Here is a 25967-nt window from a genome sequence, read left to right on the forward strand (position 1 = left end):
ACCTGCCACTGCAAAGACTGCGCTCGGGCTTTTGTCAAAGACCGGTGTGCTGTCTGCGATTTCCCCCCACCAGGAGTTATTTCCATGCCGCCAACGACTGACAAGAGCCGCTATACCTACACCACGCTGAACCGCCAACTGGAGGGTTTGGTCTGGAATGCCGACCTGAGCCTGCAGGATGCGGGCGAGGCCGCATCACAGCGCCGCCAGGCCATCAACGAGGCGCGTGCGAGCCGTCCGCGCACCGCGCAGATCGAGCGCGAGATCATGATCGCGGTGATCGTGCTCTATGCGCTGATTCTGGGCAGCTTCGCCGCGCTGCATCTCTATGGCGGCCATGTGCTGGAGCAACAGAGCCAGGCCGCGCAAGCCGATGCAACCGCCGCGCCGGCAGGCACTGCCACCCCCGAGGTGCAGCAATGACCGAAGACCGCACCAACCTCCATGCGGCAGGCGGCCTGATGGCGGCGCGCCTGGCCCAGGCTGGCTGGCAGCGGCTGCATACGCAGCAAGCCGAGCCGCTGGCGGCTGAACAACGCCTGCATGGACTGGATCTTTCCCCGATCCGAGGCAGAGCCGCGACGCAGGAGGGGGAGTTCATTGTCATCCCGATGGAACTGGTCGTCTGCCAGCAGGGGGAGTTCCGAGAAACCGTCCTCGTCCTGGCACTGGGCAAGGAGCAGCTGATCAGTGTTGAACAAGGCCCCGCGTTGCATGCGCTGGACCGGGCCAGCGAACAGCTGTTGACCCGCTTGGCCGATGGTGGCGCGCTCGGGCCCGGCACGATGATGCTCTACCTGCTCGAAGCGCTCAACGATGCCGCCCATGCGAGCTTGCGCGCCATCGCCGAGCGCCTGGACGAGCGCAGTGATGCCGTGGCGGCGGCCAGCGGCGGCTTCGACACCGCCCAGCGCCAGGCCGGGGTGGCCGACATTGCCGGCACGGCAATGGCATTGGCAGAAGCCGAGGAACTGGTTGCCAAAGCGGTGGAAGGCCAACTGATGCTGGCCCGTGCGGGACGTTGGCTGCGGCGTGCTGCAGGGGATGCCCGCTTGGGCCCGCGCCTGACGGTCCTGCTGGCGGACATCCACAGCCTGCGCCGTTATGCCCGGTTTCAGCATGAGAAGATCCGCAACCTGCAGCAGTCGCTGATGACCACGTTGGACATCAAGCAAAACCAGGTCATCAAGGTGTTCACCGTAGTGACTGCCGTGTTCACGCCGCCCACGCTGGTCGCTGCGTTCTATGGGCAGAACTTTGCCTACATGCCCGAGCTGGCGTTGCCGTGGGGAGAGTGGATGGTCATGGGGCTCACGGGCCTGTTCGCGCTGGTGCCGCTGGCCTACATCAAACGCAAGGGGTGGATGCGATGACCTGGGACCAGACCTTGCCTTTATGGGCCCGCCTGCACGCCGCCAGCCCCCAGGCGCTTGATGACCTGGGCAGGCACCATGGCATGGACCTGGCGCCGGCCAGCGCGGCGCAGCGACCGGATGCCGGGGCGGCGATACGCATCCGCTGCGCCCGTGTGCAGGACGGGCGCGTGTTGGTGGCCGATCTGCTGTGGCACCAGACTGCAGATGCGCAGACCCTCTACACGGTCGAGACGGGGCACCGCATGCTCCGGCCCGGTCAGGCGCAGCAGCGCTTCAGGGCGCAGGGTTTGCCTGCGGGCAGCGCGCATGCCGTGGCGCTGGTGCTGCTGCACCAGTTGCTGGGCCAGACCGGGCTGGTGCTCGATCGCATGGATGAGGGGCTGACGCGCTCGATGCGCTCGCTGCGCAGCTTCCAGCTTGCGGTGGGTACGCCGGACTCCCGGGGCGCCGAGGACCTGATCGATGTGGACAGCCACCTGTCCATGCTCAGCCGCCCGCTGTCGGTCGTGACGCAGGCGCTGGATGATCTGGAACAGGCTGCCAAGCAACTGCGCCGCAGCGTATTGCAGGGCTCGCAGCTCGGGCGTCAGCATGTCGATGCGCTGTTGGCCGAGATCGACGGGGTGCAGCGGCGCAGTCGCTTCATGCTGGAGCGCCAGCGCTTCCACCGCCGCTCGGCCGAGGAAACCGTGGCGATGAGCGACCTGAATGTCACCAAGGTGTTCAGCGTGCTCTGGGCGGCGTTCATCCCCGGCACGGCCCTGATCAACTGGTATGGCCAGAACTTCCGCGTGATGCCCGAACTGTCCTGGGAGGGTTCGCTGTGGACGCAGCTGCTTGCCGTGTTGGTGCTCACCGCGGTACCCGTCTGGATGGTCAAGCAATCGGGTACGCTGCGATGACACGAAACCGTCTTGCTGGCGCCGCACGATCGCACGGGGGAGGCTGGTGCCATGGCCTGCGCAGCCCTTGGTGCTGGTTATCTTCCTGTTTTCTGCAGCCGGGCCGCTGCGCCCGTCGCGCGTTGCAGCAGCGCCCCGGCCCCACTTTTACTGAGCCACCTATGTCACCGTTGTTTTTTGTATGGATTGCTGCGCGCCCGTTGGCGCCCGAGCAGACACGTATCCGCTGGGCTGGGTGCAGTGCTGCCGCTGTGCTGGCCGCCGTGGTGGCCATGCCCGCCCAGGCGCAAACCCATGTACGCCTGTATGGCACCGTCGATGCGGCGGTCAGTTCAACCCGGGTGAGCGGCGGACCCACCGAAAACGGCCTTTTGAGCGGAGGCCAGTCGGACTCGCTCTGGGGCCTGCAGGGCCGTGAGGCGCTGGGCGGCGGCAGCTACGCCGCCTTCGCGCTGGAGGGCGGGCTGGATGTTGCCCGTGGTGCGCCCGATGACCCGGCACGGCCGTTCAACTACCAGTCCTGGGTGGGGGTGGGGAGCGCCAGCCTGGGCGAGTTGCGCCTGGGGCGCCAGTACACCGTCGGCCAGGCCTTTGTCAGCGCGATCGAAGTGGGGGCCTGGCGCGATTTTGGCGTGGGTGCCTTGCTGCGGGCCGCCGACAACTACCAGGTGTCCAGACAGATCAGCTGGCGCAGCCCGCAGTGGAGCGGTGTGCAGTTGGGCGCCAGCTACAGCTTTGATGCAGGTGATGCAGCAGCCGCTGATGCGGCCGGCGGCTCTGCCTACAAGCTCTACAGCCTGGCGTTGCGCTATGAGCAAGGCCCCTGGCTGCTGGCCGCCAGCTGGGAGCAAGCCAGTGCGCTGCGCTTGGATGCCCTGGGAGGGCGGCGCCCCAGCGCTGCGCAGCTGGGTGCCAGCTATAACTTTGGTGTGGCGCGCCTGGCAGCGGGCTGGAGCCGCCAGCGCAATGGCTTTGTCGGGCGCAATGGCGGTGATGGCCCGGCGCAGTGGCAGGCGGCCGGGCTCAAGGGCCTGGGGCCTGCCGAGTTCATCGATGGAGGCCGGCTGGACGCGGTCTATCTGGCGGCATCGATTCCGATGGGCCATGGCGAGTTTCAGATGCAGTGGTCCCAGGCACGGCCCAACTGGGCTTGGCAGGACAGCGGCGCACGCGCCAAGACCAGCCAGGTGATGTCGCTGGGCTACATCTACCCGCTGTCGCTGCGCACCTCCCTGTACGCCTTTGCCGCCCATGGCCGGGCCTATGCGATGGATGGGGCTGTGGATGCCAGCCAACCCTCGGTCAGCCAGGTGGCTTTCGGGCTGAACACCCGTTTCTGAGGCGCAGGGACTTCGCTGCACCGCTGGGATCGGCGTGGTAGCCTTTGGCAATCCCTGTAACCCACAGACGCTTTGTTGCTGATGAAGACACCGTCCCTGCCAACCCCGCCCCGGCGCCGCCGGGGCCTGCATCTGACCGCCATGGTGCTGGCCCTGGCGCTGCTGTTTTTGATAGACACGGCAACCCGCTATGAAGTGGCCGTGTCGGTCTTCTACACCGTGATCATTCTGGCGATGGCCCATGCGCTGACATGGCGTGGGCTCATCGTGCTGTCAGGCAGCTGCGTTGCGTTGACCTGGCTGAGCTTTCTCATCACCAGCTATGGTGACCAGCGCGCCGGGCTGGTCAACATGCTGATCAGCACGGTGGCGATTGTCATCACCGGCTACCTGGCCTGCACGGCGGAACTGGCGCGTGCGGCGGCGCACGAGGCACAGGCCAGGCTGCTGCGCATCTCGCGCATTCACAGCCTGGAGGGACTGACCACGTCGATTGCGCATGAGCTGAACCAGCCGCTGGCGGCCATCGTCACCAGCGGCCACGCCTGCCAGCGCTGGATGGAGCAGGACCCGCCCCAGCTGGACAAGGCCCGTCAGGCCCTGCAGCGCATCCTTGGCGATGCGGACCGGGCCAGCGGCATCATTGCGCGGGTGCGAAAGCTCAGCAAAGGCGAGCCGGCCAGCACCAGGCCCTTCGTCTTCAACGCCGCCGTGCGTGAAGTGCTGGCCCTGTCGCACGCCGAGATGCAGCGGCTGGACATCGCAATGCGTGCCGATCTGGCGCCTGGATTGCCGCTGGCGCTGGCCGATCCGGTGCAGGTCCAGCAGGTGATCGCCAACCTGGTGCTCAATGCGATGGAGGCCACGGCCTTGGTCGATGTAGCGCGCCGCACCATCCTTGTCGAATCGCTGCAGCAGGCCGACAAGCTGGTGTTCCGCATTTCGGACGGCGGCCCCGGCTTGCCCGCCGGTGCGCAGGAACAGGTATTCGAACCCTTCTGGACCACCAAGCACGAGGGCATTGGCGTCGGGCTGAGCATCAGCCGCAGCATTGTCGAGGCCAATGGCGGCCATATCTGGGCCGAACCCCATGCACCGGGCGGGGCGGTGTTCACATTCAGCGTACCGGTGGCGCCTGCGGAGGGCGAGGCATGACGGACGCAGCGATGGTCTATGTGGTCGATGACGACAACTCGGTGCGCGCCGCGCTGGAGGATTTGCTCGCATCGGTCGGTCTGCCGGTGCGCGCCTTTGCCTCGGCGGCCGAATTCCTGGCACAGCCGCTGGCCGATGTGCCCGCTTGCCTGGTGCTGGATGTGCGCATGCCGGGGCTGAGCGGCATGGAGTTCCAGCGCCAGATGCAGACCCTGGGTTTGCAACTGCCGGTGGTGTTCATCACCGGCCATGGCGATATTGCGATGGGCGTCAAAGCCATGAAAAGCGGCGCCATCGACTTTCTGGCCAAGCCGTTTCGCGACCAGGACCTGCTGGACGCGATCCACCAAGGCATTGCGCAAGACCGCGCACGGCGCCTGGCGGATGCCGACCGTGCCGAGATCGGCGGACGCTGGCAGACCTTGAGCGACGGCGAGCGCGAGGTGGTGCAACTGGTGGTCAAGGGCCTGTTGAACAAGCAGATTGCACACCAGCTGCAACTCAGTGAAGTGACCGTGAAGGTGCGCCGCGGCAATGCGATGCGCAAGCTGCAGCTGAGCTCGCTGGCCGATCTGGTGCGGTTGACCGAAAAGCTGGGTGTGTAGTGGCCTGGCGCGAAACGGGCGGCACCAGGCGGCCCGGGCCATTCTGAAGCCCGGCTTACGCCATGTTGGCGGCAGGGGTGTTGGGTTCTGCAGGGTTGCTATGTAATTGATAGCTTGAAAGCCCCGTGAGCGGTGCTAAGATATACGTTTTCGCTTGTAAAGATGGTAGCTGCTTGTCGAAGACTGCACGCTGGACCGCCAGGGTCGCCAGTTTGGTCTTAACATGCTGCACCTGCCTTTGTTGCATTGCCGCATGGGCTGCCTGCGGCCGACCGTTGGCCATCCTGCAGGGTTTGGGATTCATCGACAGAACTGAGAAAGATCAGCAGGCGGCGCAGCCTTGACGTGCGACCCCGGCTTGAGCAACACATTACATGCTGGTTCCTTTTTTGATTATGTTGCGCGAGGGCATCGAGGCCGCGCTGATCGTGGGCATCATTGCGAGTTTCCTCCGCCACACGGGCCGTGCCAGGCTGATGCCCGCTGTCTGGGCGGGGGTGTTCCTGGCGCTGGGTCTGTCGCTGTTTGTCGGCGCGGGTCTGCAGTGGATGGCCGCCGAGTTTCCGCAAAAGCAGCAGGAGCTGTTTGAAGCGCTGGTCGGCTTTATCGCCGTGGGCATGCTGACCGGCATGGTGTTCTGGATGCGCAAGGCCTCGCGCTCGATCAAAGGGGAGCTGCAGGCCTCGGTCGACAAGGCACTCAGCACCTCGGGCAGTGCCAGCTGGGCACTGATCGGCATGGTCTTTTTGGCGGTGGCGCGCGAAGGCGTCGAATCCGTCTTCTTCTTGCTGGCCATCTTCCAGCAAAGCTCGGGCTGGAGTGCCGCAGCGGGCGCCTTCCTCGGCGTGGCGCTGTCGGTGCTGCTGGGCGTGGGCCTCTACAAAGGCGGCGTGCGCATCAATCTGCGCCAGTTCTTCCGCTACACCGGTATCTTTATCCTGGTCGTGGCAGCTGGCCTGCTGGCCGGCGCCGTGCGCCGCCTGCATGAGGCCGGGGTCTGGAACCAGCTGCAGCAAGTGGTATTCGACAGCAGCGCCGTGCTGCCCGAAGACAGCCCGCTGGGTGTCATTCTGGGCGGCCTGCTGGGCTACATGCATGCACCCGTCGCCGGCGAAGTGCTGGCCTGGGCGCTGTACCTGGCCGTGACCTTGGTGATGTTCTTCTGGCCGGTCAAGGCGGCGCCTGCCGTGGCGGGCGCTCCTGCCGCGCCCACCCCCGCAGCTGCAGCGGCCGAAGTGGCCGCTGATGAGCTTGCTCCGCGTCTTGGCCCGGTTGTCCTGGGTAGCGTCGTCGTGTTTCTGCTCGGTGCTGCTGCTTTCTGGCAGGCATCGACGGTGCCGCGTGCCAGCGAGGTTGCAGGCAGCAGTACATCGGTCGATGGCGTGCCGGTGGTGACCATCGAGATCAACCAGGGCACCTGCACCCCCAATGCGGTGACCGTGCCAGCGGGCAAGGTGATTTTCCGCATCGTCAACCAGTCGCAGCGGGCGCTGGAATGGGAAATTCTGGACGGCGTGATGGTGCTCGAAGAGCGCGAGAACATTCTGCCCGGCATGACGCAGCAGCTGAGCGCACGCCTGGTACCCGGCAACTATGAGATGACCTGCGGCCTGCTCAACGCCGCGCGCGGCAGCCTGACGGTGACGACGTCGGACGCCTTCAAGGCCGAAGCCGCCAAGCCGCCGGTGACCGCCTTCCTGGGCGCACTGGCCGAGTACCAGGTCTACATGCTGACCGAGACGGCCAGCCTGCAGGAGATGGTCGATGCGCTGCAGCAGCGCCTGGCCCATCCACTGGAAGCCGGTGCTACCTCGCCCGATGGCTACCCCGGCGATGCCCTGCAACTGGCTGCGCTGGCGCGCGGCCAGTACCAAAAGCTGGCCCCGTTGGCGGTGCAGTACGGCGATTTGAATGCCCGCATCGATGCGCGCGCCGCAGACTTTGCGCTGCGTGACAAGGACCCGGCCTTTGTGGGCTTGCAGCGCATTGCCGCCGGTCTGCAAGCGGGCGAGCCGGCTGAGCAGCTGCTGCCGCTAGCCACCAGCCTGCAGCAGGATGTGCAGCAACTGGCCCAGCGCCTGGGCGATGCGGCCTTGCAGCCGCAGTCGATTGCCGCCGCAGCGGCCAAGGCGCTGGAGCGTGCCTCCACGCTGATTCCCGGCGAGGCGACCACGCCCGAACAGGGCCGGGCGGTGCTGCAGTTCGTCTATGGCAGCTGGGCGGCGGCCAACAAGGCCCAGCAAGTGCTGTCCCCTGTACTTGGCAATGCCAACCCGGCCTTGAACCAGCAGTTGCAGGACAGCCTGGCCAAGCTGCGCCAGCGCATCGAAGAGCTGGGCGTGCCCGCCGATGACAGCCAGGTGGCCGACATGGCCGGCCAGGCACTGAACCCGGTGCAGTGCCAGAACCTGGCCCAGGCGCTCTACCAGAGTTCGCAAAGCATGGCCAAGGTCAATGCAGCGCTGGGCTTGCAGCCCTAAAGTTTCCGCCTTCTATTTCTACAAATAACATACAGAAAGCACCACATGTCTTGGTTCAAGAACAGGAACGAGTCTCAATCCATCGTCCGCGAGGGCGCCGACCCGTCGCGCCGCCGCTGGCTGGGCGAGGCCGCTGGCGCCATGGGCGCCGGCGTGCTGGCCGGCATGCCCGTGCGCCAGGCGCTGGCTGCCGACGATGCCTCGCCAGGCAACACCCAGGTGGCCGATGCGCCGCACAGCAGCGTGTCTGCGCAGCGCGTGCCGTTCTACGGCAGGCACCAGGCCGGCATCGTCACGCCCCGGCCGCTGGCCGGCATGGTGGTCAGCTTTGATGTGCTGGCCAGCAACCCGGCAGAGTTGGAGCGCCTGTTCAAGACCTTGACCGAGCGCATCCACTTTCTGACCCAGGGCGGTGCCCAGCCGGTGCTCGACCCCAAGCTGCCGCCGGCGGGATCTGGCATTCTGGGCCCGGTGGTGCAACCCGATGCACTGACGGTCACCGTGGCCGTGGGCCACAGCCTGTTTGATGACCGCTTTGGCCTGAAGGACCAGCGGCCCAAGCGCCTGACCCCCATGCAGCAGCACCCCAACGATGCGCTGCAGGCCGCGCTCTGCCATGGCGATCTGTCGATCCAGTTCTGCGCCAACACGCCCGATACCAATATCCATGCGCTGCGCGACATCATCAAGAACCTGCCCGATCTGCTGATGGTGCGCTGGAAGCAGGAGGGCTCGGTGCCGCCGATCCCCGCTGCCGTGGGCCAGCCTGCAGAGAGCGCGCGCAATTTTCTGGGCTTCCGCGATGGCTCGGCCAACCCGCCATCGGACGATGAGGCCATGATGCGCCGCATTGTCTGGGTGCAGCCTGAATCCGACGAGCCCGCCTGGGCCGCGGGCGGCAGCTACCAGGCCGTGCGCATCATCCGCAACTTTGTCGAGCGCTGGGACCGCACGCCGCTGGGCGAGCAGGAGGCCATCATGGGCCGCGACAAGGACAGCGGTGCGCCGCTGGATGCGCGCAAGAAGACCGAGCACGACACGCCGGACTATGCGGCCGATCCCGAAGGCCAGAAGACGCCGATGGACGCCCATATCCGGCTGGCCAACCCGCGCAACCATGGCAGCGAAGCGAACCTGATCCTGCGCCGGCCCTTCAACTATTCGAATGGTGTGACCAAGTCCGGCCAGCTGGAGATGGGCCTGCTGTTCATCTGCTACCAGGCCGATCTGGAAAAGGGCTTTGTCACCGTGCAAAAGCGCCTCGACGGCGAGCCGCTCGAAGAATACATCAAGCCCATTGGCGGCGGCTTTTTCTATGTGCTGCCCGGCGTGGCCGATGCCAATGACTGGCTGGGCCGTGGCCTGCTGGCCGCTGCCGCCAACAAGGCCTGATCCCGTTTCCTAACCAGCCACCGGTGTCTGTACGGCAAGGCCTGGGCGCGTTCTTCTTCATGAAGCACGTCAGCCGGGATTTGGCATGGGGATACCGGAAGCCAAAAATTATCAATCTAACAGTCTAGGAGTTCTCGTATGTTTATGCGTCGCCAATTCTTGCAAGGCCTGCTGCTGGCCGGCAGTGCCAGCGTCATCCCCCTGTCCAGCTGGGCAGCAGAAGGCGTGTCTGCGCTGGAGCTGGTCAAGCCGCTGGCGGAGTACAAGCTGTACGTCAACAACAACCTGCGCGAGCTGGTCAAGGGCGTGCAGGCCTTTACCGATGCGGTCAAGGCCGGCAAGATCGAAGAGGCCAAGAAGATGTACGCTGCCGTGCGCCGCCCCTACGAGCGCATCGAGCCGATTGCCGAGCTGTTTGCCGATCTGGACAAGAGCATGGATTCGCGTGCCGACGACCATGAAAAGGCCGAGAAGGACCCGGGCTTCACCGGCTTCCACCGCATCGAGTACGGCCTCTGGGTCGAAAAGAGCACCAAGGGCCTGACCCCTTTTGCCGACAAGCTGCTGGCCGATGCCAAGGAACTGCAAAAGCGCGTGAGCGGTTTGACCTTCCCGCCTGAAAAGGTCGTGGGCGGCGCTGCGGTGCTGATGGAAGAGGTGGCTGCCACCAAGATTTCGGGTGAAGAAGAGCGCTACAGCCACACCGACCTGGACGACTTCCAGGCCAACTTCGAAGGTGCGGACAAGATTTTCGAACTGCTGCGCCCCCTGGTCGAGAAGAAGGACAAGGCCTTTGTCGAAAAGACTGCGGCCAACTTCAAGACCGTGTTCGACATCCTGGCCAAGTACCGCAAGCCCGATGGCAGCTTTGAGCTGTACACCAAGCTGGGTGAGGGCGACCGCAAGATCCTGGCAGGCCGCGTCAACACGCTGGCCGAAGACCTGTCCAAGCTGCGCGGCATGCTCGGCCTGAACTGATCACGCCCGCAGGCGCTGAACGATGAACCGTCCCTGTGCTGTGCAAGGGGCGGTTTTTTTATGGCTGACGCAGTTGTCGACCATCAGGCTTTTAGAACAGGCTCTTGGATTGGCCGACAATGGCGGCTGCAATTTGAACCGCTAGCGCTATGAACGACACCACCACCAGCCCCGACGGGGGCGAGACCGAATGGGCCGCCTGGAGCCGCGAGGCCGTCGAGACGATGATGGCCCGCAATACCGAATGGCCACGCCAGTTTGGCCTGCAGAGCGCCCCGCAATACCACTGGGATTTGGAAAGTGCCAGCCTGGTGCTGCAGGCGCCCTTGCATGAGGTGCAGGGCACCGTCTGCCTGGTGGGCACCAGCAGCGAGAGCGAAGGCAGCTTTGTGTGGAGCTGGGCCAATGCCAACATCCCCGCCCAGCATGGCCAGGCCCTGGAGGTCGTGCACGACTTTGGCCGCGAGCACCAGCTGGCCTTGCTGACCACCGCGCGCATCCCCGGTGGCCGGCCCGAGGCAACCGAGTGCCTCTGCATTGCCGCCCGCCTGCAGCGCGCGATCGGCACCTTTATCGACCAGCAAGGCGATATCACGCTGTACTTCAGCATCCTGCATCTGCAAGTGGTGCAGAACCCGGACCAGGCGTTGCAGTAAAGGCTGGCCGCCCGCGACTGGCCGCCCGCGACTGGCCGTCCGCGACTAGCTACGCACGACTAGCCCGCTGGGCAAAGCAAGCCCAGGCTGCAACCAAAGGGGTCCAGCAGCATCGCGGCTGTAGCCCCCAGGCTGGTCGTCATCGGCCCCCGGTACAGCCGGGCGCCCTGCGCCTGCAGGCGCTCAATGGCCGCGCCCAGGGCGGCCCCCTCCCAGTACACCGTGGTGCCGCTCACGCCGCCCAGGCATTTGCGGTCGGCGGGATGGAAGCCGATCAAAAGTCCCGGGCCTTGCACAAAGGCATAGTGCGCGTTCTCGTGTTGCACCTCCGCGCCCAAAAGCTGCGCATACCAGGCGGCCGCCGCATCGATATCGGCGACAAACAGCACGACAGACTCCAGCTTCTTGAACAAGGCCATTTCCGTTGCTTTGGGAGTGGTGGTGTGGGCTGCGCGATGGTGGCATGGGGCAGCGGGCGCTGGCTGCCGTCGGCCAGCGTTTGTCCTTGGCCGGAGTAATGGTTCTTTGCGGAGCCGCTGGCGCGGATTCATTTCATGTAACTACAATAGTTGCATGAAACACAACAGCCAGTTTTCCGACGTTTTGCATGTGCTGCTGCACCTGGCCGAGGCGCAGACGCCGCTGACCTCCGAGGTCCTGGCGCTGACCATGGACACCAATCCGGTGGTGCTGCGGCGCCTGATGGCCGGCTTGCGCGATGCGGGCATGGTCTCGTCCGGCAAGGGCCATGGGGGCGGCTGGCTGATTGCGCCCGGTTGGGGCGAGACGACATTGCGCGACATCCACCAGGCGCTGGGCGCGCCGGCGCTGGTGTCGCTGGGCTTTCGCGAGGACCACCCCGAATGCCTGGTCGCGCAGGTGGTCAACCAGTCGCTGCGCAGCGCCATGCAGGAGGCCGAGGCCTCGTTGCTGGCCAAGCTGGGCGGCATCACTTTGGCGCAGCTGTCTGCCCAGATCGGCGCTTCGCTGCGCGCGCACCGGCTCGCCAAAACATCCACTTCCCACCGTATAGAGGACCACCATGGACATTCACACTGATTTCGCCATCGTCGGCGGCAGCTACGCCGGCATGTCGGCGGCGTTGCAGCTGGCGCGGGCGCGCCGCCAGGTCACCGTCATCGATGCCGGCCTGCGCCGCAACCGCTTTGTCGACGAGGCAGGCAGCACCTCGCACGGCTTTTTGTCGCGCGACGGTGTGGCGCCTGCCGAGCTGTGGACGCAGGCACGCACGCAATTGCTGCAGTACCCCAGCGTGCGCTGGATCGGCGGCCAGGCCGAGCAGGCCCGGGTGCTGCCCAGCGGCGAACTGTCGCTACAGGTAGGCGGCCAGTTGCTGGTGGCGCGCCGCCTGGTGCTGGCTACCGGTGTGCGCGATGAGCTGCCCGCCGTGCCCGGCCTGGCCGAGCGCTGGGGCCACAGCGTGTTCCATTGCCCGTATTGCCATGGCTACGAGGTGGGTGGCGGCGCCATCGGGGTGATTGCCGCGTCGCCGATGGCGCACCACCATGCGATGATGCTGCCCGATTGGGGCCCGACCACCTTGTTTCTCAATGAGGTCTACGCGCCGACGGAGGCAGATCTGGCCGATTTCGCCCGGCGCGGCACCCAGATCGAGGCCACGCCGGTGCAGCGCATCGATGGTTTTGCGGATGTGGTGCTGGCCGATGGCCGTAGCATCCGCATGCAAGGCCTGTTTACCCAGCCACGCACCTCGCCCGCCAGCCCGCTGGCGCAGCAGCTCGGTTGCGTGCTGGCCGATGGCCCGATGGGCCCCTATGTGCAGGTGGACGCGATGCAGCAGACCAGCGTGGCCAATGTGTTTGCCTGCGGCGATGCTGCGCGTGCAGCGGGCAGCATTGCGCTGTCGGTGGCCGATGGGGCAATGGCCGGGGTGGCCGCGCACCGCGCCTCGATGTTCTGAGCCAAGGGCCGGATGCAGAAAACGCCCTCTGGAGGGCGTTTCTTCCCCGATTGCCGGGGCGAGCGATCTGGCTGCCGGCGCTGGGCTATGCCGCCAACCGCAGCCTGACCCAGCCGGTGCGTGCCACCGTGGCGGTGCTGCGCCAGATTCTGGAGGCGGCCGTGGCATCGGGCGGCTGGCCCAGCGGCCAATGGCTGGCTGCGGCATCGGCCAGTGGCACGCAGATGTAAAAAATGCCCGCCTGCCCCTGGAGCAGGGACGGACGGGCAGCTTGGTGGGATGGAGAAGGGGCTTACTTCAAGTCAAAGCGGTCCAGTTTCATCACCTTGGTCCAGGCAGCGACAAAGTCCTTGACCATTTTTTCCTTGGCACCGGCCTGGGCATAGACCTCGGCGACGGCGCGCAGGATGGCGTTGGAGCCAAACACCAGGTCGACGCGGCTGGCCGTCCAGCGCTGGGCACCGCTCTTGCGGTCCAGGCCAACAAAGCTGCCGTCTTCCTGCGCCTTCCATTGCGTGCCCATGTCCAGCAGGTTGACGAAGAAGTCATTGCTCAGCTTGCCGGGCGCGGCTGTCAGCACACCCTGCTGGTTGCCCGCAGTGTTGATGTTGATGGCACGCAGCCCACCGACCAGCACGGTCAGCTCGGGCGCGGTCAACGTCAGCAGCTGGGCCTTGTCGATCAGCAGGGCCTCGGCGGGCGCCGCAAAGCGGCCTTGCAGGTGGTTGCGGAAACCGTCGGCCTTGGGCTCCAGGTACTGGAAGGATGCGGCATCGGTCTGCTCGGCCGTGGCATCGCTGCGGCCTGGGTGGAAGGGCACGGTGGTGGGGACGCCTGCATCGGTGGCGGCCTTCTCGACACCGGCATTGCCCGCCAGCACGATCAGGTCGGCCAGCGAGATACGCTTGTCGCCGTCAGCCGCCTTGTTGAACGCGCGCTGGATGCCTTCGAGCACGCCCAGCACCTTGGCCAGTTGCGCGGGCTGGTTCACGTCCCAGTCCTTTTGCGGGGCCAGGCGGATGCGGGCACCGTTGGCGCCGCCGCGCATATCGGAACCCCGGTAGGTCGAGGCCGAAGCCCAGGCCGTGCCCACCAGCTCCTGTACCGTCAGGCCCGATGCCAGCACCTGCGCCTTGAGGCTGGCCACATCATCGGCATCGACCAGTGGGTGCGTCACAGCGGGGATGGGGTCTTGCCAGACCAGCTCTTCCTTGGGCACTTCCGGGCCCAGGTAGCGGCTGCGCGGGCCCATGTCGCGGTGGGTCAGCTTGAACCAGGCGCGGGCAAAGGCTTCGGCAAAGGCCTGCGGATTTTCCAGAAAGCGGCGCGAGATCTTTTCGTAGGCCGGGTCCTGGCGCAGCGACAGGTCGGTGGTCAGCATGGTGGGCTTCTTGTTGGGGCCGCCATGCGCATCGGGGATGACATCGGGCGCATCCTTGGCCACCCACTGGATCGCACCTGCGGGGCTTTTTTCCTGCACCCATTCGTACTTGAACAGGTTCTCGAAGAAGAAATTGCTCCACTGCGCGGGGGTCTGGGTCCAGGTCACTTCCAGGCCGGAGGTGATCGCATCGCGCCCGGAGCCGGAGCCAAAACTGCTGGTCCAGCCCAGGCCCTGGGCTTCGATGCCATCGGCCTCGGGCTCGGCACCCACATGGCTGGCTGCGCCGGCGCCATGGGTCTTGCCAAAGGTGTGGCCACCGGCGATCAGGGCCACGGTCTCTTCGTCGTCCATCGCCATGCGGGCAAAGGTTTCACGGATGTCGCGCGCCGCCGAGATCGGGTCGCCATTGCCGTCCGGGCCCTCGGGGTTCACATAGATCAGGCCCATCTGCACGGCGGCCAGCGGGTTTTCCAGGTCGCGGTCGCCGCTGTAGCGGCTGTTGGCCTTGTCGCTGGTGGCCAGCCATTCCTTCTCTGCCCCCCAGTACACATCCTGGTCGGGCATCCAGGTATCGACCCGGCCACCGGCAAAGCCAAAGGTGCGAAAGCCCATGGTTTCCAGCGCGACGTTGCCGCAGAGGATCATCAGATCGCCCCAGGACAGTTGGTTGCCATACTTTTGCTTGATGGGCCAGAGCAGGCGGCGCGACTTGTCGATATTGACGTTGTCCGGCCAGCTGTTGAGGGGTGCAAAGCGCTGCTGCGCGCGGCCTGCGCCGCCACGGCCATCCTGCACGCGGTAGGTGCCTGCGGCATGCCAGGCCATGCGGATGAACTGCGGGCCGTAGTGGCCAAAGTCTGCCGGCCACCAGTCCTGCGAGTCGGTCATCAGCGCGCGCAGGTCGCGCTTGACGGCTTCGTAATCGAGCTTCTTGAATTCGTCGGCGTAGTTGAAGTCTGCGCCCAGCGGGTTGTTGGCCGGGTGGTGCTGGCTGAGCAGGTCCACGCGCAGCTGGTTGGGCCACCAGCTCTGGCTGGTCGTTCCGTTGCCTTGGGCAGCCGTTTCGCTGTTGCGTGCAGCTGCGGCGTGAAAGGGGCATTTGGCTTCTGTGGTCATGGGGTTCTCCGGTTCAAGCTGACAGGACGCCAGACAGCTGGCGGCATAGTGATAAGAAAACGCCGATGGCAGAGGCGTTTTCCATGTTTTTTGATTATGAATGCCAGTGCCTGTCCCCAGCCGCGTTTGCCGATTGAATATCCGCAACACGATGATTAATAAATACCTTAGACAGCCCTAGATCCGCCAAACCGTGGTTGAAAAAGAGCCATGGCGAAGACAGGCACGCGCCATTACAGCACCGGTTGGCAAACCGGTGCTGTCAGACAATGACTACAAGCGTGGCGTTGGGGAGGGCAGCGTGCAGGGGCGCAACGACCCAGGCATCGGTCAGCGGCGCAGGTCCTTGACGAGCGTGCTCTTGCCAAACAGGCTTTGCACCAGATCCACCACCAACTCGGCGGTCTGGTTGCGCAGGTCGAGCGCAGGGTTGAGCTCGACGATGTCCACCGAACCGAGCAGGCCGGTATCGGCAATCATCTCCATGCACAGCTGCGCTTCACGGTAGTTGGGGCCGCCCCGCACTGTGGTGCCCGTGCCCGGCGCAATCTCGGGGTCGAGAAAATCCACATCAAAGCTCAGGTGCAGATGGGTCTGGCTCGGGTCGCAGCCGGCCAATGGCGCCAGCGCGCGCAGCATGGTTTCGCGCATGCCCAGCTCGTCAATGGCACGCATGTCGAACACATCGATGTTGTGGGTCTTGATCAGGTGCTTTTCCTGCGCATCGACACTGCGCAAACCGATCTGGCACAGCGACTGCGGCCCCAGTGCGGGCGCAAAGCCGGCCAGGTGCGTGAGCTCGCGCGGGCCCAGACCCGAGAGGCAGGCCACCGGAATGCCATGGACATTGCCCGATGGGGAGGTGTCGGGCGTGTTGAAGTCGGCATGCGCATCGAGCCAAAGCACATAGAGGCGCTTGCCGGTGTCGCGGCAATGGCGCGCCACGGCGCTGATGGAGCCGACGGCCAGGCTGTGGTCTCCCCCCAGCATCAACGGCATGCGGCCTGCGGCCAACTGCCCGTGCACAGCGTCATGCACCGCCTGGTTCCAGACAACGGCCTCGCCAAAGTTGCGCAGATCGCCATGCGCGGGGTCACGCGGCTTGCGCTGGTTGGCGGGCCCGGCCAGGTTGCCCAGGTCGTGCACGTCGCAACCCAGCTCGCTGAGCGCCGGCCCCAGTTGGGCGACGCGCAAGGCATCCGGCCCCATCGCGGCGCCCAGGCGCCCGGCACCGATATCAGTCGGTACGCCTATCAGGCTGATGGGCGTGGTGGGCGCGTGCACGGGGGCGGAGGTCAGGTCAGGCTGGAATGGCATGGCGGTCGGCTTCGGCGGGAGCTGGTTCGTCGTGGATTGCGGGCGGCAACAGCAGCTCGAACAGGTTTTTGGGATTGCTCAATTGTGGCAGCAGGGCCAGCGGCTGCAACAGCTGGTGCTGCCGGGCCAGCGCATGCATGTAGCGCAAGGCGGTGTAGTCCTCCAGCGCAAAGCCGACGGAGTCGAACACCGTGATCTCGTCATCTCGCTGGCGGCCTGCCTGCTCGCCGCGCAATACCCGCCACAGTTCGGTCACGGCAAAGTCCTCAGGCATGTGCTGGATCTCGCCCTCGATGCGGCTTTGGGGCGCAAATTCAACGAATACCCTGGCATCCGGCAGGATCTCGGCATCGAGCTCGGTCTTGCCTGGGCAGTCGCCGCCCACCGCATTCAGGTGCATGCCGGGCGCGACCATGTCGCGGCGCAGGATGGTGGCATTGGTCTTGTCCGCCGTGACCGTGGTGACGATGTCGGCGCCTTGCACGGCTTCGGCGGCGCTGCGGCAGCGCTGTATCTGCAGGCCGGGCATCTGGGTGTGCAGGTTGTGGATGAGCTTGTCGGTGGCGGCGGGGTCGATATCAAACAAGCGCAGACACTGGATGCCCAGCAGGCCGACAAAGGCCAGCGCCTGGAATTCGCTTTGCGAGCCGTTGCCAATCAGCGCCATGGTGCGGCTGCTGCGCCGGGCGAGCAGCTTGGCCGCCATCACCGAGGTGGCGGCGGTGCGCAGCGCGGTCGTCAAGGTGAGCTCGCTCAGCAGGATGGGCGCGCCGGTGTCGGCCCGCATCAGTGCACCGAAGGCCATGATCGACGGAATGCCCAGTTGGGGATTCTTGGGATGGCCGTTGACGTACTTGAACGCGAAATGGCTGGCATCGGCCACCGGCATCAGCTCCATCACGCCGTCGGGGGTGTGCTGGGCCAGGCGCGCGGTCTTGTCAAAGTCCTGCCAGCGGGAAAAGTCCTGTTCCAATGCGCTGACCAAGCCGCGCAGCAGCTCGGTCAGGCCCACACGCTGCACCAGCGTGGCGGCGGCATCGGTGCTGAGAAAGTCGACTTGGCCTGGGTGGTATGTCATGGCGATGGCTCCTGGTTTTTCGTTATGGCTGCCCGCTGCGCAGGCCAAAGAGGCGCTGCCGCAGCGGCTGCAACCAGTGTCTCGCCAAACCACCATAAAGCAAAGTGCAAAAAATGGTAGAAAATGACAGTATTCAGAGCAATTAGTCAGGCTGCATTGTGCATATCGATAATATTGACCAAGCCTTGATCAGCCTGTTGCGCCAGAATGCGCGCGAGAGCGTGGCCACGTTGGCGGGCAGGCTGGGCGTGTCGCGCGGCACTGTCACCAACCGCATGGAGCGCCTGGAGCGCGAGGGCCTGATCGTGGGTTACAGCGTGCGCCTGCGCCCCGATGTGCAGCCTGACGTGCTGCGCGCCTGGATGAGCATCGAGATCACCGGCAATGACACGCGGCGCGTGATGGCGTCGCTGCTCGGGGAGCCGGGCGTGGCGGCGCTGCACAGCACCAATGGCCGCTGGGATCTGCTGGCCGAGCTGCAGGTGGCCAGCCTGGAGGCGCTGTCCCAGGTGCTGGAGCGCATTCGGCTGATCAAGGGCATCAGCAACAGCGAGACCAGCATCCATTTGGAGAGTTTTCGGGTGTCCTGAGCGGCACGTTCAGGCCTTGCTATCCAGCAAAAACGCCAGCGCCTGCTGCAGCTGCTGGGGGGCCTGCTCGGTGATGAGCGCATCATGGGCCAGCACCAGGCGCTGCACCGGCCAGGCACAGATGCGGGCGGCGGCCGCGCTCGCAGCGGCCCGGTCCCGGATCGCAAAGCGCAGCGCGCGCGGCATCGCCAGGCGGCTGCGCGTGCCGTTGAGGCTGTTGAACAGCCGTGCCGACAGCGACAAATCCTGCGGGTAGTACTGCAGTACATCGGTCACGATCAGGCTGGCGCTGGGCTGGTGCAGCCAGACGCATTCATTCAGTATCGGCAAACCTGCAAACGGCTGCATCTGCAGGCTGGGTTGCCAGGCCGCAGGCAGTGCCTGGTCCAGGCTGTGCAAATGGGGCAGGTCAGGGCGCTTGGCGCCCAGCCCTGGCGCGCCCCACAGTGCTGCCTGCGGGTAATGCGCCTGCCATGCACCGGCAAACAGATGGTGCATGCGGTTGGGCGCGACGATCCAGCGCACATTGCCCAGCGTATCCAGCGCCGCAAGTAACGCAGCTGCTGGTGCGATGGGCGAGTGCAGCCACAGCGCGCCGCCCGCCAGGCGCACGACCGTCATGCGAGTGCGCACCGGCAGGCCGTGCACGCTGATCTGTTGGGTGGCGCTCCAGAGGTCGTTGGCGATAGGGTCGAGCATGGTTGGCCTGGTTGCAATGGAGGGAATGCCTTGGATTTTCATTGTGAATCCAGGCGCGCAGGTGCAGAAAAGCTGGCAATGGTCAACAATGGCAGCCATCTTTTGAGGAATCGTACATGCACTATGACGTGGTGATTGTGGGCGGCGGTGCAGGTGGACTGGAACTGGCCGCACAACTGGGGCGCAAACTGGGCGCGCGCGAAGGGCGCGAGCGGGTATTGCTGGTGGACAAGATGCCCTTCCACATCTGGAAGCCGACCTTGCACGAAGTAGCGGCCGGCACGCTGGATGCGCACCAGGAGGGCCTGTCTTACACCGTGCTGGCGCGCCGCAACCATTTCAGTTTTGCGATGGGCGAATGCATGGGTCTGGATGCCGCCAAGCAGAGCATTGTGCTGGCGCCGGTGATCAACGATGCCGGCAAGCAGGTGGTGCCCGAGCGTGTCATCAGCTACCAGCACCTGGTGCTGGCGATGGGCAGCGGCTCCAATTCCTTTGGCACCCCGGGGATCGAGCATGCCTATCTGCTGGAGAGCGTGCGCGATGCGCAGCGCTTTCACGCCGACTGGCTCGGTGCCTGTGCCCATGCGTCGTATGCCGAGCCGCGTTCGCTGGCGGTCGCCATCGTCGGTGCCGGAGCCACCGGCGTGGAGCTGTCGGCCGAGCTGATCGAGGCGCACCAGATGCTGCTGGAGAGCCTGTCGGACAGCCAGCGCTTCCGGCTCGATATCAGCCTGATCGAAGGCGGTGAGCGCATTCTGGGTGGGCTGCCGCCGCGCATCTCGGAGCAGGCCCGCGTCGCACTGGAGCGCAAGGGCGTGCGGGTGATGACCGGTACACGTGTGCAGTCGCTGGCGCAGGGCCAGGTGATCACCTCCAATGGCGAGGTGCCGGCCGATCTGATCGTCTGGGCCGCCGGCATCAAGGCAGCGGACAGCAATGCCCGTCTGGGGCTGGAGGTCAACCGCATCAACCAATTTGTCGTGGACGACCACCTGCGCACCAGTGCCAGCCGCATCTATGCAATGGGCGATTGCGCCGCCGCCACCTGGACCGAAGGCAAGACGGTACCCGCGCGCGCGCAGGCTGCGCACCAGCAGGGCAGCTATTTGTGCAAGCTGCTGTTTGCCGCGCTCAAGGAGCGCTCGTTCAACGAGGTGTTTGTCTACCAGGACTTTGGCTCGCTGGTCTCGCTGGGTGACAACAAGGGCGTGGGCAATCTGATGGGCGGTCTGTCGGGCAAGAACTTCTTTGTGCAGGGCCTCATCGCCAAGTGGATGTATATGTCCCTGCACCTGATGCACCACCGTGCCATTCTGGGCACCGGCAAGACAGCGGTGCTGGCACTGGCCCGTTTGCTGCAGCAACGCGTGTCGGGCCGGATGAAGCTGCACTGACGCGACACTGCCTGGCAGGCCCAGGCAGCGTCAAGCCCTGGGTTCAGATGTCGTCCGGCCCGAGGACGATATCGAGCGAGCTGCCGCCGGCCAGCAGCTTTTGCACCAGCTCTGCAGAGGAGTCGGCGCCGTATTTGCGCATCAGCCGGGTGCGGTAGATCTCGACCGTGCGGTGGCTGATGCCCAGGCCCCGGCCAATCTCCTTGCTGGTCATGCCTTCGAGCAGATGGGCAGCGACCTCGCGCTCGCGGGCGGTGAGCTCGGCGCGCACCGGGCGCAGCGCGCTCAGGTCCTCAAAGCTCCAGACACCGCCTTCATGCGGGTCGTCGCGGTTGAACGCGCGGCCCATCACATGGCACCAGAACATCTCGCCATTGGCGCGCTTCATGATGCGGTTGTCCGAATACAGGCCCTGCGCGCCCATGATCGGGGCGATGCGGCGGCCCAGGCGCTCGAACTCGTCGGCACTGGGGTAGAGGATCTGGAAGGACTGGCCCATCATCAGCTCGCGCGAGGTGCGGAACATGTCGCAGACCTGCTCGTTGCAGTCGATCATGACCCGCCGGTGGGACACCACCAGGCCCACAGGCGCCATTTCGAAGGCTTGTCGGTAGTCGAGTGGTGTCACTGCCATGGCAAAAATTGTCCCCTTTACGAAATACTACGTATCCTAATACGTAGTATGCTTGATTGGCGAAACAAGCCCTTCTTATCAGGAGACAAGTGTGAATAAGATCTACCCCAGTGCTGCGGACGCGCTCAAAGGCGTGGTGGCAGACAAGCAGTTAATGGCCGTGGGCGGCTTTGGCCTTTGCGGGATTCCCGAGGCCTTGATCGAAGCGCTGCGCGACAGCGGCGTCAAGGATCTGACGGTGGCATCGAACAATGCCGGTGTCGACGGTTTTGGCCTGGGCAAGCTGCTGGAGACGCGCCAGATCAAGAAGATGATTGCGTCCTATGTGGGCGAGAACAAGGAGTTCGAGCGCCAGTACCTGGCCGGCGAGCTGGAGCTGGAGTTCACCCCCCAGGGCACCCTGGCCGAGAAGATGCGCGCTGGCGGCGCCGGCATCCCCGCCTTCTTCACGAAGACCGGTGTGGGCACGCAAGTGGCCGAAGGCAAGGAGCTGCGCGAGTTTGACGGCGAAACCTATGTGATGGAGCGCTCCATCGTGGCAGATGTGTCGCTGGTCAAGGCCTGGCGCGCCGACAAGAGTGGCAACCTGCAGTTCCGCCTGACGGCGCGCAACTTCAACCCGGCAGCGGCCACCTGCGGCAAGGTCTGCATTGTGGAGGTGGAGGAGATTGTCGAAGTCGGCGCGCTCAAGCCCGATGAGATCCATCTGCCCGGCATCTATGTGCACCGCCTGGTGCTCAATGCCACCCCTGAGAAGCGCATCGAAAAGCGCACCATCACCGAGAAACAGTAAGGAGCCTGTCATGCCTTGGACCCAAGACCAAATGGCCGCACGTGCGGCGCAAGAGCTGGAAGACGGCTTCTATGTGAACCTCGGTATCGGCATTCCTACCTTGGTGGCCAACCACACCGGTGACAAGGAAGTGTGGCTGCAATCGGAAAACGGCATGCTGGGCATCGGCCCGTTCCCGACCGAGGATGCCATTGACGCCGACCTGATCAATGCGGGCAAGCAAACGGTGACCACGATTGCCGGCTCGTCCATCTTCAGCTCGGACCAGTCCTTTGCGATGATCCGTGGCGGCAAGATCAACCTGTCCATCCTGGGCGCGATGCAGGTGTCCGAAAAGGGTGACCTGGCCAACTGGATGATTCCGGGCAAGATGGTCAAGGGCATGGGCGGCGCGATGGATCTGGTGGCTGGTGTCAAGCGCGTGATCGTGCTGATGGAGCATGTGGCCAGGAAGAAGGACGGCACGACCGACCTGAAGATCCTCAAGGACTGCACCTTGCCGCTGACGGGTGTGGGCGTGGTGGACCGCATCATCACCGACCTGGGTGTGTTCGATGTGGTGCCCAAAGGCCTGAAGGTGGTGGAGCTGGCCCCCGAGGTGAGCTTTGACGACGTGCAGTCCAAGACCGGCGTCAGCCTGATTCAGTAAGCACCGCTGCCCAGCCGCTACCGGTTGGCGCTGTAGCCATGAGCCCGCGCATCGATCGATGGCGGGCTTTTTGCATGGCGGGGTGGCAGCTGTCGCTTTCCCCATTGCCGGGGAGGGGAGCAGAGGACATACTCAGTGAATATCTTTATCGACCCACCCACTATGAACGCTCCGTTTGCCCCTGCCGACCTTTCCCATCCGCTGTTTACCCGGCCCGATGTACTGCGCATGCGCGAGGACATGGCGCTGGCGCTGCGTGCGGCGGCGCACTTTGGTCTGGGGGAGGGCGTGTGCAACCATTTCAGCATGGCGCTGCCCGATGGCCAGCATTTCTTGCTGAACCCGCGCGGCCTGATGTGGGGCGAGATCCAGGCGGACGATGTGGTGATGGTGGACGCACAGGGTGCCGTGGTGGCGGGCGGCCATGTCGTCGAGCCCACGGCGATGTTCATCCATGCGGCCGTGCACCGCATTGCCCGCAAAACCTGCGTGCTGCACACCCATATGCCGTATGCCACCGCGTTGACCTTGACGACGCAGCGCGCACTGGACACCACGTTGAGCCAGAACGCGATGCGTTTTCATGGCCGGCTGGCCATTGATGCGCAGTACAACGGCTTTGCGCTCGATGACCGCGAGGGCGAGCGTATCGCCCACGCGATGCAGGGCGCGGACATCAGTTTTTTAGGCAACCACGGCATCATCGTGTGCGGAGAACGCATGGACTATGCGTTTGACGACCTGTATTACCTGGAGCGCGCCTGCCAGGCCCAGGTGCTGGCGCAGTCCACCGGTGTGCCGCTGGCGCCTTGCGAGCCAGCCTTGGCGGCCACCGTGGCGGAGCAGGCCAATGGCGAGCGGCTGCAATCGACGCTGTTCTTCGAGGCGCTGCGCCGCCAATTGCGCTAAGCACCCTCTGCAGCACTTAACCGCACGGGCCGGAGCGCGACTCGGGCGGAGCCGCGTCGCCTCTGGGGCGATGCTTGGCAGGCGTTTCGCAAGCTTGTTCTTCGCCGTGGCTGCCAGCGCCACTGTGACCGCAGCTGCAGGCGCCAACATCACAATTCCAATATGCAGGAATAAATTCTGTTAAATTGGAGAAATGACCATTGATGAGTTGCTCTCCACCCGCGTGCGCGCACTGCGCAAGCAGCGTGGCTACACGTTGGAGGTAATGGCGCAGCGCAGCGGTGTCAGCCGGTCGATGATTTCGCTGATCGAGCGTGGACAGACCAGCGCCACCGCGGCCGTACTGGGCAAGCTGGCGCAGGCCTTGCAGGTGCCGCTGGCAGCGCTGTTTGCCGATGAGCGCCAGACCCGCGCTCCGCAGCCGTTGGCCCGTGCCGGCGCCCAGCCGTGCTGGCGCGACCCTGCGACCGGCTATGAGCGCCGGCAACTGAGCCCGGTGGGCTTTCCCGCGCCATTCGAGCTGCTGGAGGTGGTGTTTCCGCCCGGTCAGCGTGTGGCGTTTGACAACGGCCTGCGCAGCCAGGCCTTGCACCAACAACTGTGGCTGCTGCAAGGCGAGTTGCAGCTGACGCTGGGCACCTTGAGCTGGCACTTGCGGGCGGGCGACTGCCTGGCGATGGTGCTCGACCAAACCCTGGTATTTAGCAATCCCGGCCGCGAGCCCGCCCGCTATCTGCTGGTGCTGGCCGCGCCAGGCAGCAGCCTGCCGCCGTTGCCTGTGGTTTTTCCTGGAGAGATGGATGACTGAAAGACATGCGGTGCGCTGCACCCACGACCGGCATGCGCCGGCCATTTTGGCGATTCTGAACGACGCCATCGTCAACAGCACGGCGCTGTATGACTACCAGCCCCGCAATGCCGACAATATGCGCAGCTGGTTCGATGCCAAGCGCCAGGGCGGCTACCCGGTGATCGGGATTGAGGATGCGGCAGGCGAGTTGCTGGGCTTTGCCAGCTATGGGGCCTTTCGCGCCTACCCCGCCTACAAGTACACGGTGGAGCACTCGGTCTATGTGCGTGCTGACCAGCGCGGCCAGGGACTGGGCCTGCAGCTGATGGAGGCCATCATCGAGGAGGCGCGTTTGAACGATGTGCATGCGCTGGTCGGCGCCATTGACGCCGCCAATGCCGGCTCGATCGCCTTGCATCAGCGGCTGGGTTTCCAATCGGTGGGGCTGCTGCCGCAGGTGGGTTTCAAGTTTGGCCGCTGGCTGGACCTGGCCTTTTACCAATTGCTGTTGCACACCCCGGCCCACCCGGTGGACGGTTGAGTCCGGCTGCCCTGCAGTGCACGCATGGGATAATCCGTTTTTTCGCGCAGCGCGGGCCCAGGTGGCCTGCGATGGCTGTATCGAGGCTCGATCACTCTGCGCAGTTGCTGTGCCGGCGTTCATCGCTGGCGCCGGCGCTTGCCCCTGATCTTGAGACTGGCCTGTGTAGCCAGCTTGTGCCTTATGTCCCATCGACAGCCTGTTCGCATCAGCGATATCGACAAATTCGACACCATCATCGACGCCCGCTCACCCGCCGAGTTCGCGCTGGACCACATTCCCGGGGCCATCAACTGCCCGGTGCTCAGCAACGAGGAACGGGCCCAGATCGGCACCATCTACAAGCAGGTCAGCCCCTTCGAGGCCAAGCGCCTGGGCGCTGCCTATGTGAGCGCCAACCTGGCGCGCCATCTGCACGACACCTTCCATGACCGGCCCGCCCACTGGAAGCCGCTGGTCTACTGCTGGCGCGGCGGTCTGCGCAGCGGCTCGATGGTGACCTGGCTGCGCCTGGTCGGCTGGGATGCACAGCAGCTGGCAGGCGGCTACAAGGGTTTTCGCGGCCATGTGATCGAGCGGCTGGAGTCGCTGGTGCCGCGCTTGCGCTTGCAGGTGCTGTGCGGTGCCACCGGCAGTGCCAAAACCCGGGTGCTGCATGCGCTGGCAGCGCAGGGCGCGCAGGTGATTGACCTGGAGGGCTACGCCAGCCACAAAGGCTCGCTGCTGGGCCACCTGCCTGGTGTGGAGCAGCCCAGCCAGAAGCACTTCGAGACCTTGCTCGCGACGCAGATCGGCCAGTTCGATCTGGAGCGCCCGGTGTTCATCGAAGGTGAAAGCGCCAAGATCGGGCGCATCTCGGTGCCGATGGCGCTGGTCGAGCATATGCGGCAGGCACCGGTCATCGAGGTCAAGGCCTCGGCGCAGGCGCGCCTGGCCTATTTGCTGCGTGACTACGCCTACCTGGGCGCCGACGCGGGTCTGCTGGCCACCAAACTGGGCTACCTGAAGGAACTGCAAGGCAAGGAGGTCGTCGGCCGCTGGCAGGGTTGGGCAGCGCAGGGCGAGCTCGCGCCACTGTTTGCTGAACTGATGGCCTTGCACTACGACCCGCACTACGAGCGCAGCCAGGCGCGCAATTTTGCCCACTGGGCCGAGCGCCGGACCCTGGAGGCCGATGACCTGTCGGACGCGTGCATCGCTGCGCTGGCGGCGCAGGTGATGCAGCAGGCGGGGCGCTCCTGAAG

28 protein-coding genes are annotated in these 25967 nt (G+C 65.1%); 21 read left to right on the forward strand and 7 right to left on the reverse strand.

The window, feature by feature from the left end:
- Positions 1-84: 84 nt before the first annotated feature.
- The 6 genes from MJ205_RS07005 to MJ205_RS07030 all read left to right on the forward strand — a co-directional run bounded on the left by MJ205_RS07005 (position 85) and on the right by MJ205_RS07030 (position 5378).
- Positions 85-423, forward strand: coding sequence for a hypothetical protein (locus MJ205_RS07005; protein WP_239811797.1), 339 nt, complete (start codon positions 85-87; stop codon positions 421-423).
- Positions 420-1373: a magnesium transporter CorA family protein gene (locus MJ205_RS07010; RefSeq protein ID WP_239811798.1), complete on the forward strand. Its 954-nt coding sequence runs from the start codon at positions 420-422 to the stop codon at positions 1371-1373. The genes MJ205_RS07005 and MJ205_RS07010 overlap by 4 nt, the downstream gene beginning before the upstream one ends.
- On the forward strand, positions 1370-2278 hold the full coding sequence (locus MJ205_RS07015; protein WP_239811799.1) for a CorA family divalent cation transporter: 909 nt from the start codon (positions 1370-1372) through the stop codon (positions 2276-2278). Before MJ205_RS07010 ends, MJ205_RS07015 begins: the two co-directional genes overlap by 4 nt.
- A 161-nt stretch (positions 2279-2439) precedes the next feature.
- Positions 2440-3618, forward strand: coding sequence for a porin (locus MJ205_RS07020; protein WP_239811800.1), 1179 nt, complete (start codon positions 2440-2442; stop codon positions 3616-3618).
- A gap of 81 nt (positions 3619-3699) precedes the next feature.
- A complete protein-coding gene (locus MJ205_RS07025) occupies positions 3700-4773 on the forward strand; it encodes a sensor histidine kinase (RefSeq protein WP_239811801.1) in 1074 nt (357 codons plus the stop codon).
- The gene (locus MJ205_RS07030) at positions 4770-5378 is read left to right on the forward strand and encodes a response regulator transcription factor (protein WP_239811802.1); all 609 of its coding nucleotides are present in this window, start codon (positions 4770-4772) and stop codon (positions 5376-5378) included. Before MJ205_RS07025 ends, MJ205_RS07030 begins: the two co-directional genes overlap by 4 nt.
- A gap of 55 nt (positions 5379-5433) precedes the next feature.
- Here the strand turns inward: MJ205_RS07030 and MJ205_RS07035 are convergent, their stop codons facing one another.
- Entirely contained in the window at positions 5434-5682 is a 249-nt protein-coding gene (locus MJ205_RS07035; RefSeq protein WP_239811803.1) for a hypothetical protein, read from the reverse strand.
- Positions 5683-5752: 70 nt separating this feature from the next.
- Between MJ205_RS07035 and efeU the strand changes: the two genes are divergently transcribed.
- The 4 genes from efeU to MJ205_RS07055 all read left to right on the forward strand — a co-directional run bounded on the left by efeU (position 5753) and on the right by MJ205_RS07055 (position 10884).
- On the forward strand, positions 5753-7858 hold the full coding sequence (gene efeU / locus MJ205_RS07040; RefSeq protein WP_256460967.1) for an iron uptake transporter permease EfeU: 2106 nt from the start codon (positions 5753-5755) through the stop codon (positions 7856-7858).
- 45 nt (positions 7859-7903) lie between these two features.
- Entirely contained in the window at positions 7904-9250 is a 1347-nt protein-coding gene (gene efeB, locus MJ205_RS07045; RefSeq protein WP_239811804.1) for an iron uptake transporter deferrochelatase/peroxidase subunit, read from the forward strand.
- Between the two features lie 144 nt (positions 9251-9394).
- The gene (efeO, locus tag MJ205_RS07050; RefSeq protein ID WP_239811805.1) at positions 9395-10228 is read left to right on the forward strand and encodes an iron uptake system protein EfeO; all 834 of its coding nucleotides are present in this window, start codon (positions 9395-9397) and stop codon (positions 10226-10228) included.
- A 149-nt stretch (positions 10229-10377) separates the two neighbouring features.
- Positions 10378-10884 (forward strand): DUF6882 domain-containing protein, encoded by a 507-nt coding sequence (locus MJ205_RS07055; protein ID WP_239811806.1) that lies wholly within the window; start codon positions 10378-10380, stop codon positions 10882-10884.
- A 59-nt stretch (positions 10885-10943) separates the two neighbouring features.
- On the opposite strand, the gene MJ205_RS07060 is transcribed toward MJ205_RS07055, so the two are convergent.
- Positions 10944-11303 carry a VOC family protein gene (locus MJ205_RS07060; RefSeq protein WP_239811807.1) on the reverse strand — a complete coding sequence of 120 codons (360 nt, stop codon included), beginning with the start codon at positions 11301-11303 and terminating at the stop codon, positions 10944-10946.
- 154 nt (positions 11304-11457) lie between these two features.
- Here MJ205_RS07060 and MJ205_RS07065 point away from each other — a divergent pair, with 154 nt between their 5' ends.
- Genes MJ205_RS07065 through MJ205_RS07075 form a run of 3 tightly spaced genes read left to right on the forward strand, consistent with a single transcriptional unit; the run spans position 11458 to position 13056 of the window.
- The gene (locus MJ205_RS07065; RefSeq protein WP_239811808.1) at positions 11458-11943 is read left to right on the forward strand and encodes an Rrf2 family transcriptional regulator; all 486 of its coding nucleotides are present in this window, start codon (positions 11458-11460) and stop codon (positions 11941-11943) included.
- Positions 11927-12826: an NAD(P)/FAD-dependent oxidoreductase gene (locus tag MJ205_RS07070; protein ID WP_239811809.1), complete on the forward strand. Its 900-nt coding sequence runs from the start codon at positions 11927-11929 to the stop codon at positions 12824-12826. Before MJ205_RS07065 ends, MJ205_RS07070 begins: the two co-directional genes overlap by 17 nt.
- A 50-nt stretch (positions 12827-12876) precedes the next feature.
- Positions 12877-13056, forward strand: coding sequence for a hypothetical protein (locus MJ205_RS07075; protein WP_239811810.1), 180 nt, complete (start codon positions 12877-12879; stop codon positions 13054-13056).
- Positions 13057-13118: 62 nt separating this feature from the next.
- On the opposite strand, the gene katG is transcribed toward MJ205_RS07075, so the two are convergent.
- The 3 genes from katG to MJ205_RS07090 all read right to left on the reverse strand — a co-directional run bounded on the left by katG (position 13119) and on the right by MJ205_RS07090 (position 17721).
- Positions 13119-15326: a catalase/peroxidase HPI gene (katG, locus tag MJ205_RS07080; RefSeq protein ID WP_239811811.1), complete on the reverse strand. Its 2208-nt coding sequence runs from the start codon at positions 15324-15326 to the stop codon at positions 13119-13121.
- Between the two features lie 330 nt (positions 15327-15656).
- Positions 15657-16643 carry an arginase gene (gene rocF / locus MJ205_RS07085; protein WP_239811812.1) on the reverse strand — a complete coding sequence of 329 codons (987 nt, stop codon included), beginning with the start codon at positions 16641-16643 and terminating at the stop codon, positions 15657-15659.
- Positions 16627-17721, reverse strand: a complete 1095-nt coding sequence (locus tag MJ205_RS07090) for an ornithine cyclodeaminase (protein ID WP_239811813.1) — start codon at positions 17719-17721, stop codon at positions 16627-16629. Before MJ205_RS07090 ends, rocF begins: the two co-directional genes overlap by 17 nt.
- Before the next feature lie 164 nt (positions 17722-17885).
- Here MJ205_RS07090 and MJ205_RS07095 point away from each other — a divergent pair, with 164 nt between their 5' ends.
- A complete protein-coding gene (locus tag MJ205_RS07095) occupies positions 17886-18311 on the forward strand; it encodes an Lrp/AsnC family transcriptional regulator (protein WP_239812681.1) in 426 nt (141 codons plus the stop codon).
- Positions 18312-18320: 9 nt separating this feature from the next.
- Here the strand turns inward: MJ205_RS07095 and MJ205_RS07100 are convergent, their stop codons facing one another.
- Positions 18321-19010, reverse strand: coding sequence for a DUF4336 domain-containing protein (locus MJ205_RS07100; RefSeq protein WP_239811814.1), 690 nt, complete (start codon positions 19008-19010; stop codon positions 18321-18323).
- Positions 19011-19126: 116 nt separating this feature from the next.
- Between MJ205_RS07100 and MJ205_RS07105 the strand changes: the two genes are divergently transcribed.
- Positions 19127-20407 (forward strand): NAD(P)/FAD-dependent oxidoreductase, encoded by a 1281-nt coding sequence (locus MJ205_RS07105; RefSeq protein WP_230776782.1) that lies wholly within the window; start codon positions 19127-19129, stop codon positions 20405-20407.
- A 43-nt stretch (positions 20408-20450) separates the two neighbouring features.
- Here MJ205_RS07105 and MJ205_RS07110 read toward each other — a convergent pair whose 3' ends face one another.
- Positions 20451-21041: a PAS and helix-turn-helix domain-containing protein gene (locus MJ205_RS07110; RefSeq protein WP_230776784.1), complete on the reverse strand. Its 591-nt coding sequence runs from the start codon at positions 21039-21041 to the stop codon at positions 20451-20453.
- A 91-nt stretch (positions 21042-21132) separates the two neighbouring features.
- On the opposite strand from MJ205_RS07110, the gene MJ205_RS07115 reads away from it, so the two are divergent.
- The 6 genes from MJ205_RS07115 (at position 21133) to mnmH (ending at position 25965) form a co-directional block, all read left to right on the forward strand.
- A complete protein-coding gene (locus tag MJ205_RS07115) occupies positions 21133-21834 on the forward strand; it encodes a CoA transferase subunit A (protein ID WP_133855995.1) in 702 nt (233 codons plus the stop codon).
- A gap of 10 nt (positions 21835-21844) precedes the next feature.
- The gene (locus tag MJ205_RS07120; RefSeq protein WP_239811815.1) at positions 21845-22483 is read left to right on the forward strand and encodes a 3-oxoacid CoA-transferase subunit B; all 639 of its coding nucleotides are present in this window, start codon (positions 21845-21847) and stop codon (positions 22481-22483) included.
- Positions 22484-22645: 162 nt separating this feature from the next.
- Entirely contained in the window at positions 22646-23392 is a 747-nt protein-coding gene (locus tag MJ205_RS07125; protein WP_256460968.1) for an aldolase, read from the forward strand.
- Positions 23393-23585: 193 nt separating this feature from the next.
- Positions 23586-24200 (forward strand): helix-turn-helix domain-containing protein, encoded by a 615-nt coding sequence (locus MJ205_RS07130; protein ID WP_239811816.1) that lies wholly within the window; start codon positions 23586-23588, stop codon positions 24198-24200.
- The gene (locus MJ205_RS07135) at positions 24193-24723 is read left to right on the forward strand and encodes a GNAT family N-acetyltransferase (RefSeq protein WP_239811817.1); all 531 of its coding nucleotides are present in this window, start codon (positions 24193-24195) and stop codon (positions 24721-24723) included. The genes MJ205_RS07130 and MJ205_RS07135 overlap by 8 nt, the downstream gene beginning before the upstream one ends.
- A 183-nt stretch (positions 24724-24906) precedes the next feature.
- Positions 24907-25965, forward strand: a complete 1059-nt coding sequence (mnmH, locus tag MJ205_RS07140; RefSeq protein WP_239811818.1) for a tRNA 2-selenouridine(34) synthase MnmH — start codon at positions 24907-24909, stop codon at positions 25963-25965.
- Positions 25966-25967 lie beyond the last annotated feature (2 nt).

Origin of the sequence: Comamonas sp. B21-038, from assembly GCF_022387135.1 — a bacterium.
Taxonomy (GTDB): domain Bacteria; phylum Pseudomonadota; class Gammaproteobacteria; order Burkholderiales; family Burkholderiaceae_C; genus Comamonas; species Comamonas sediminis.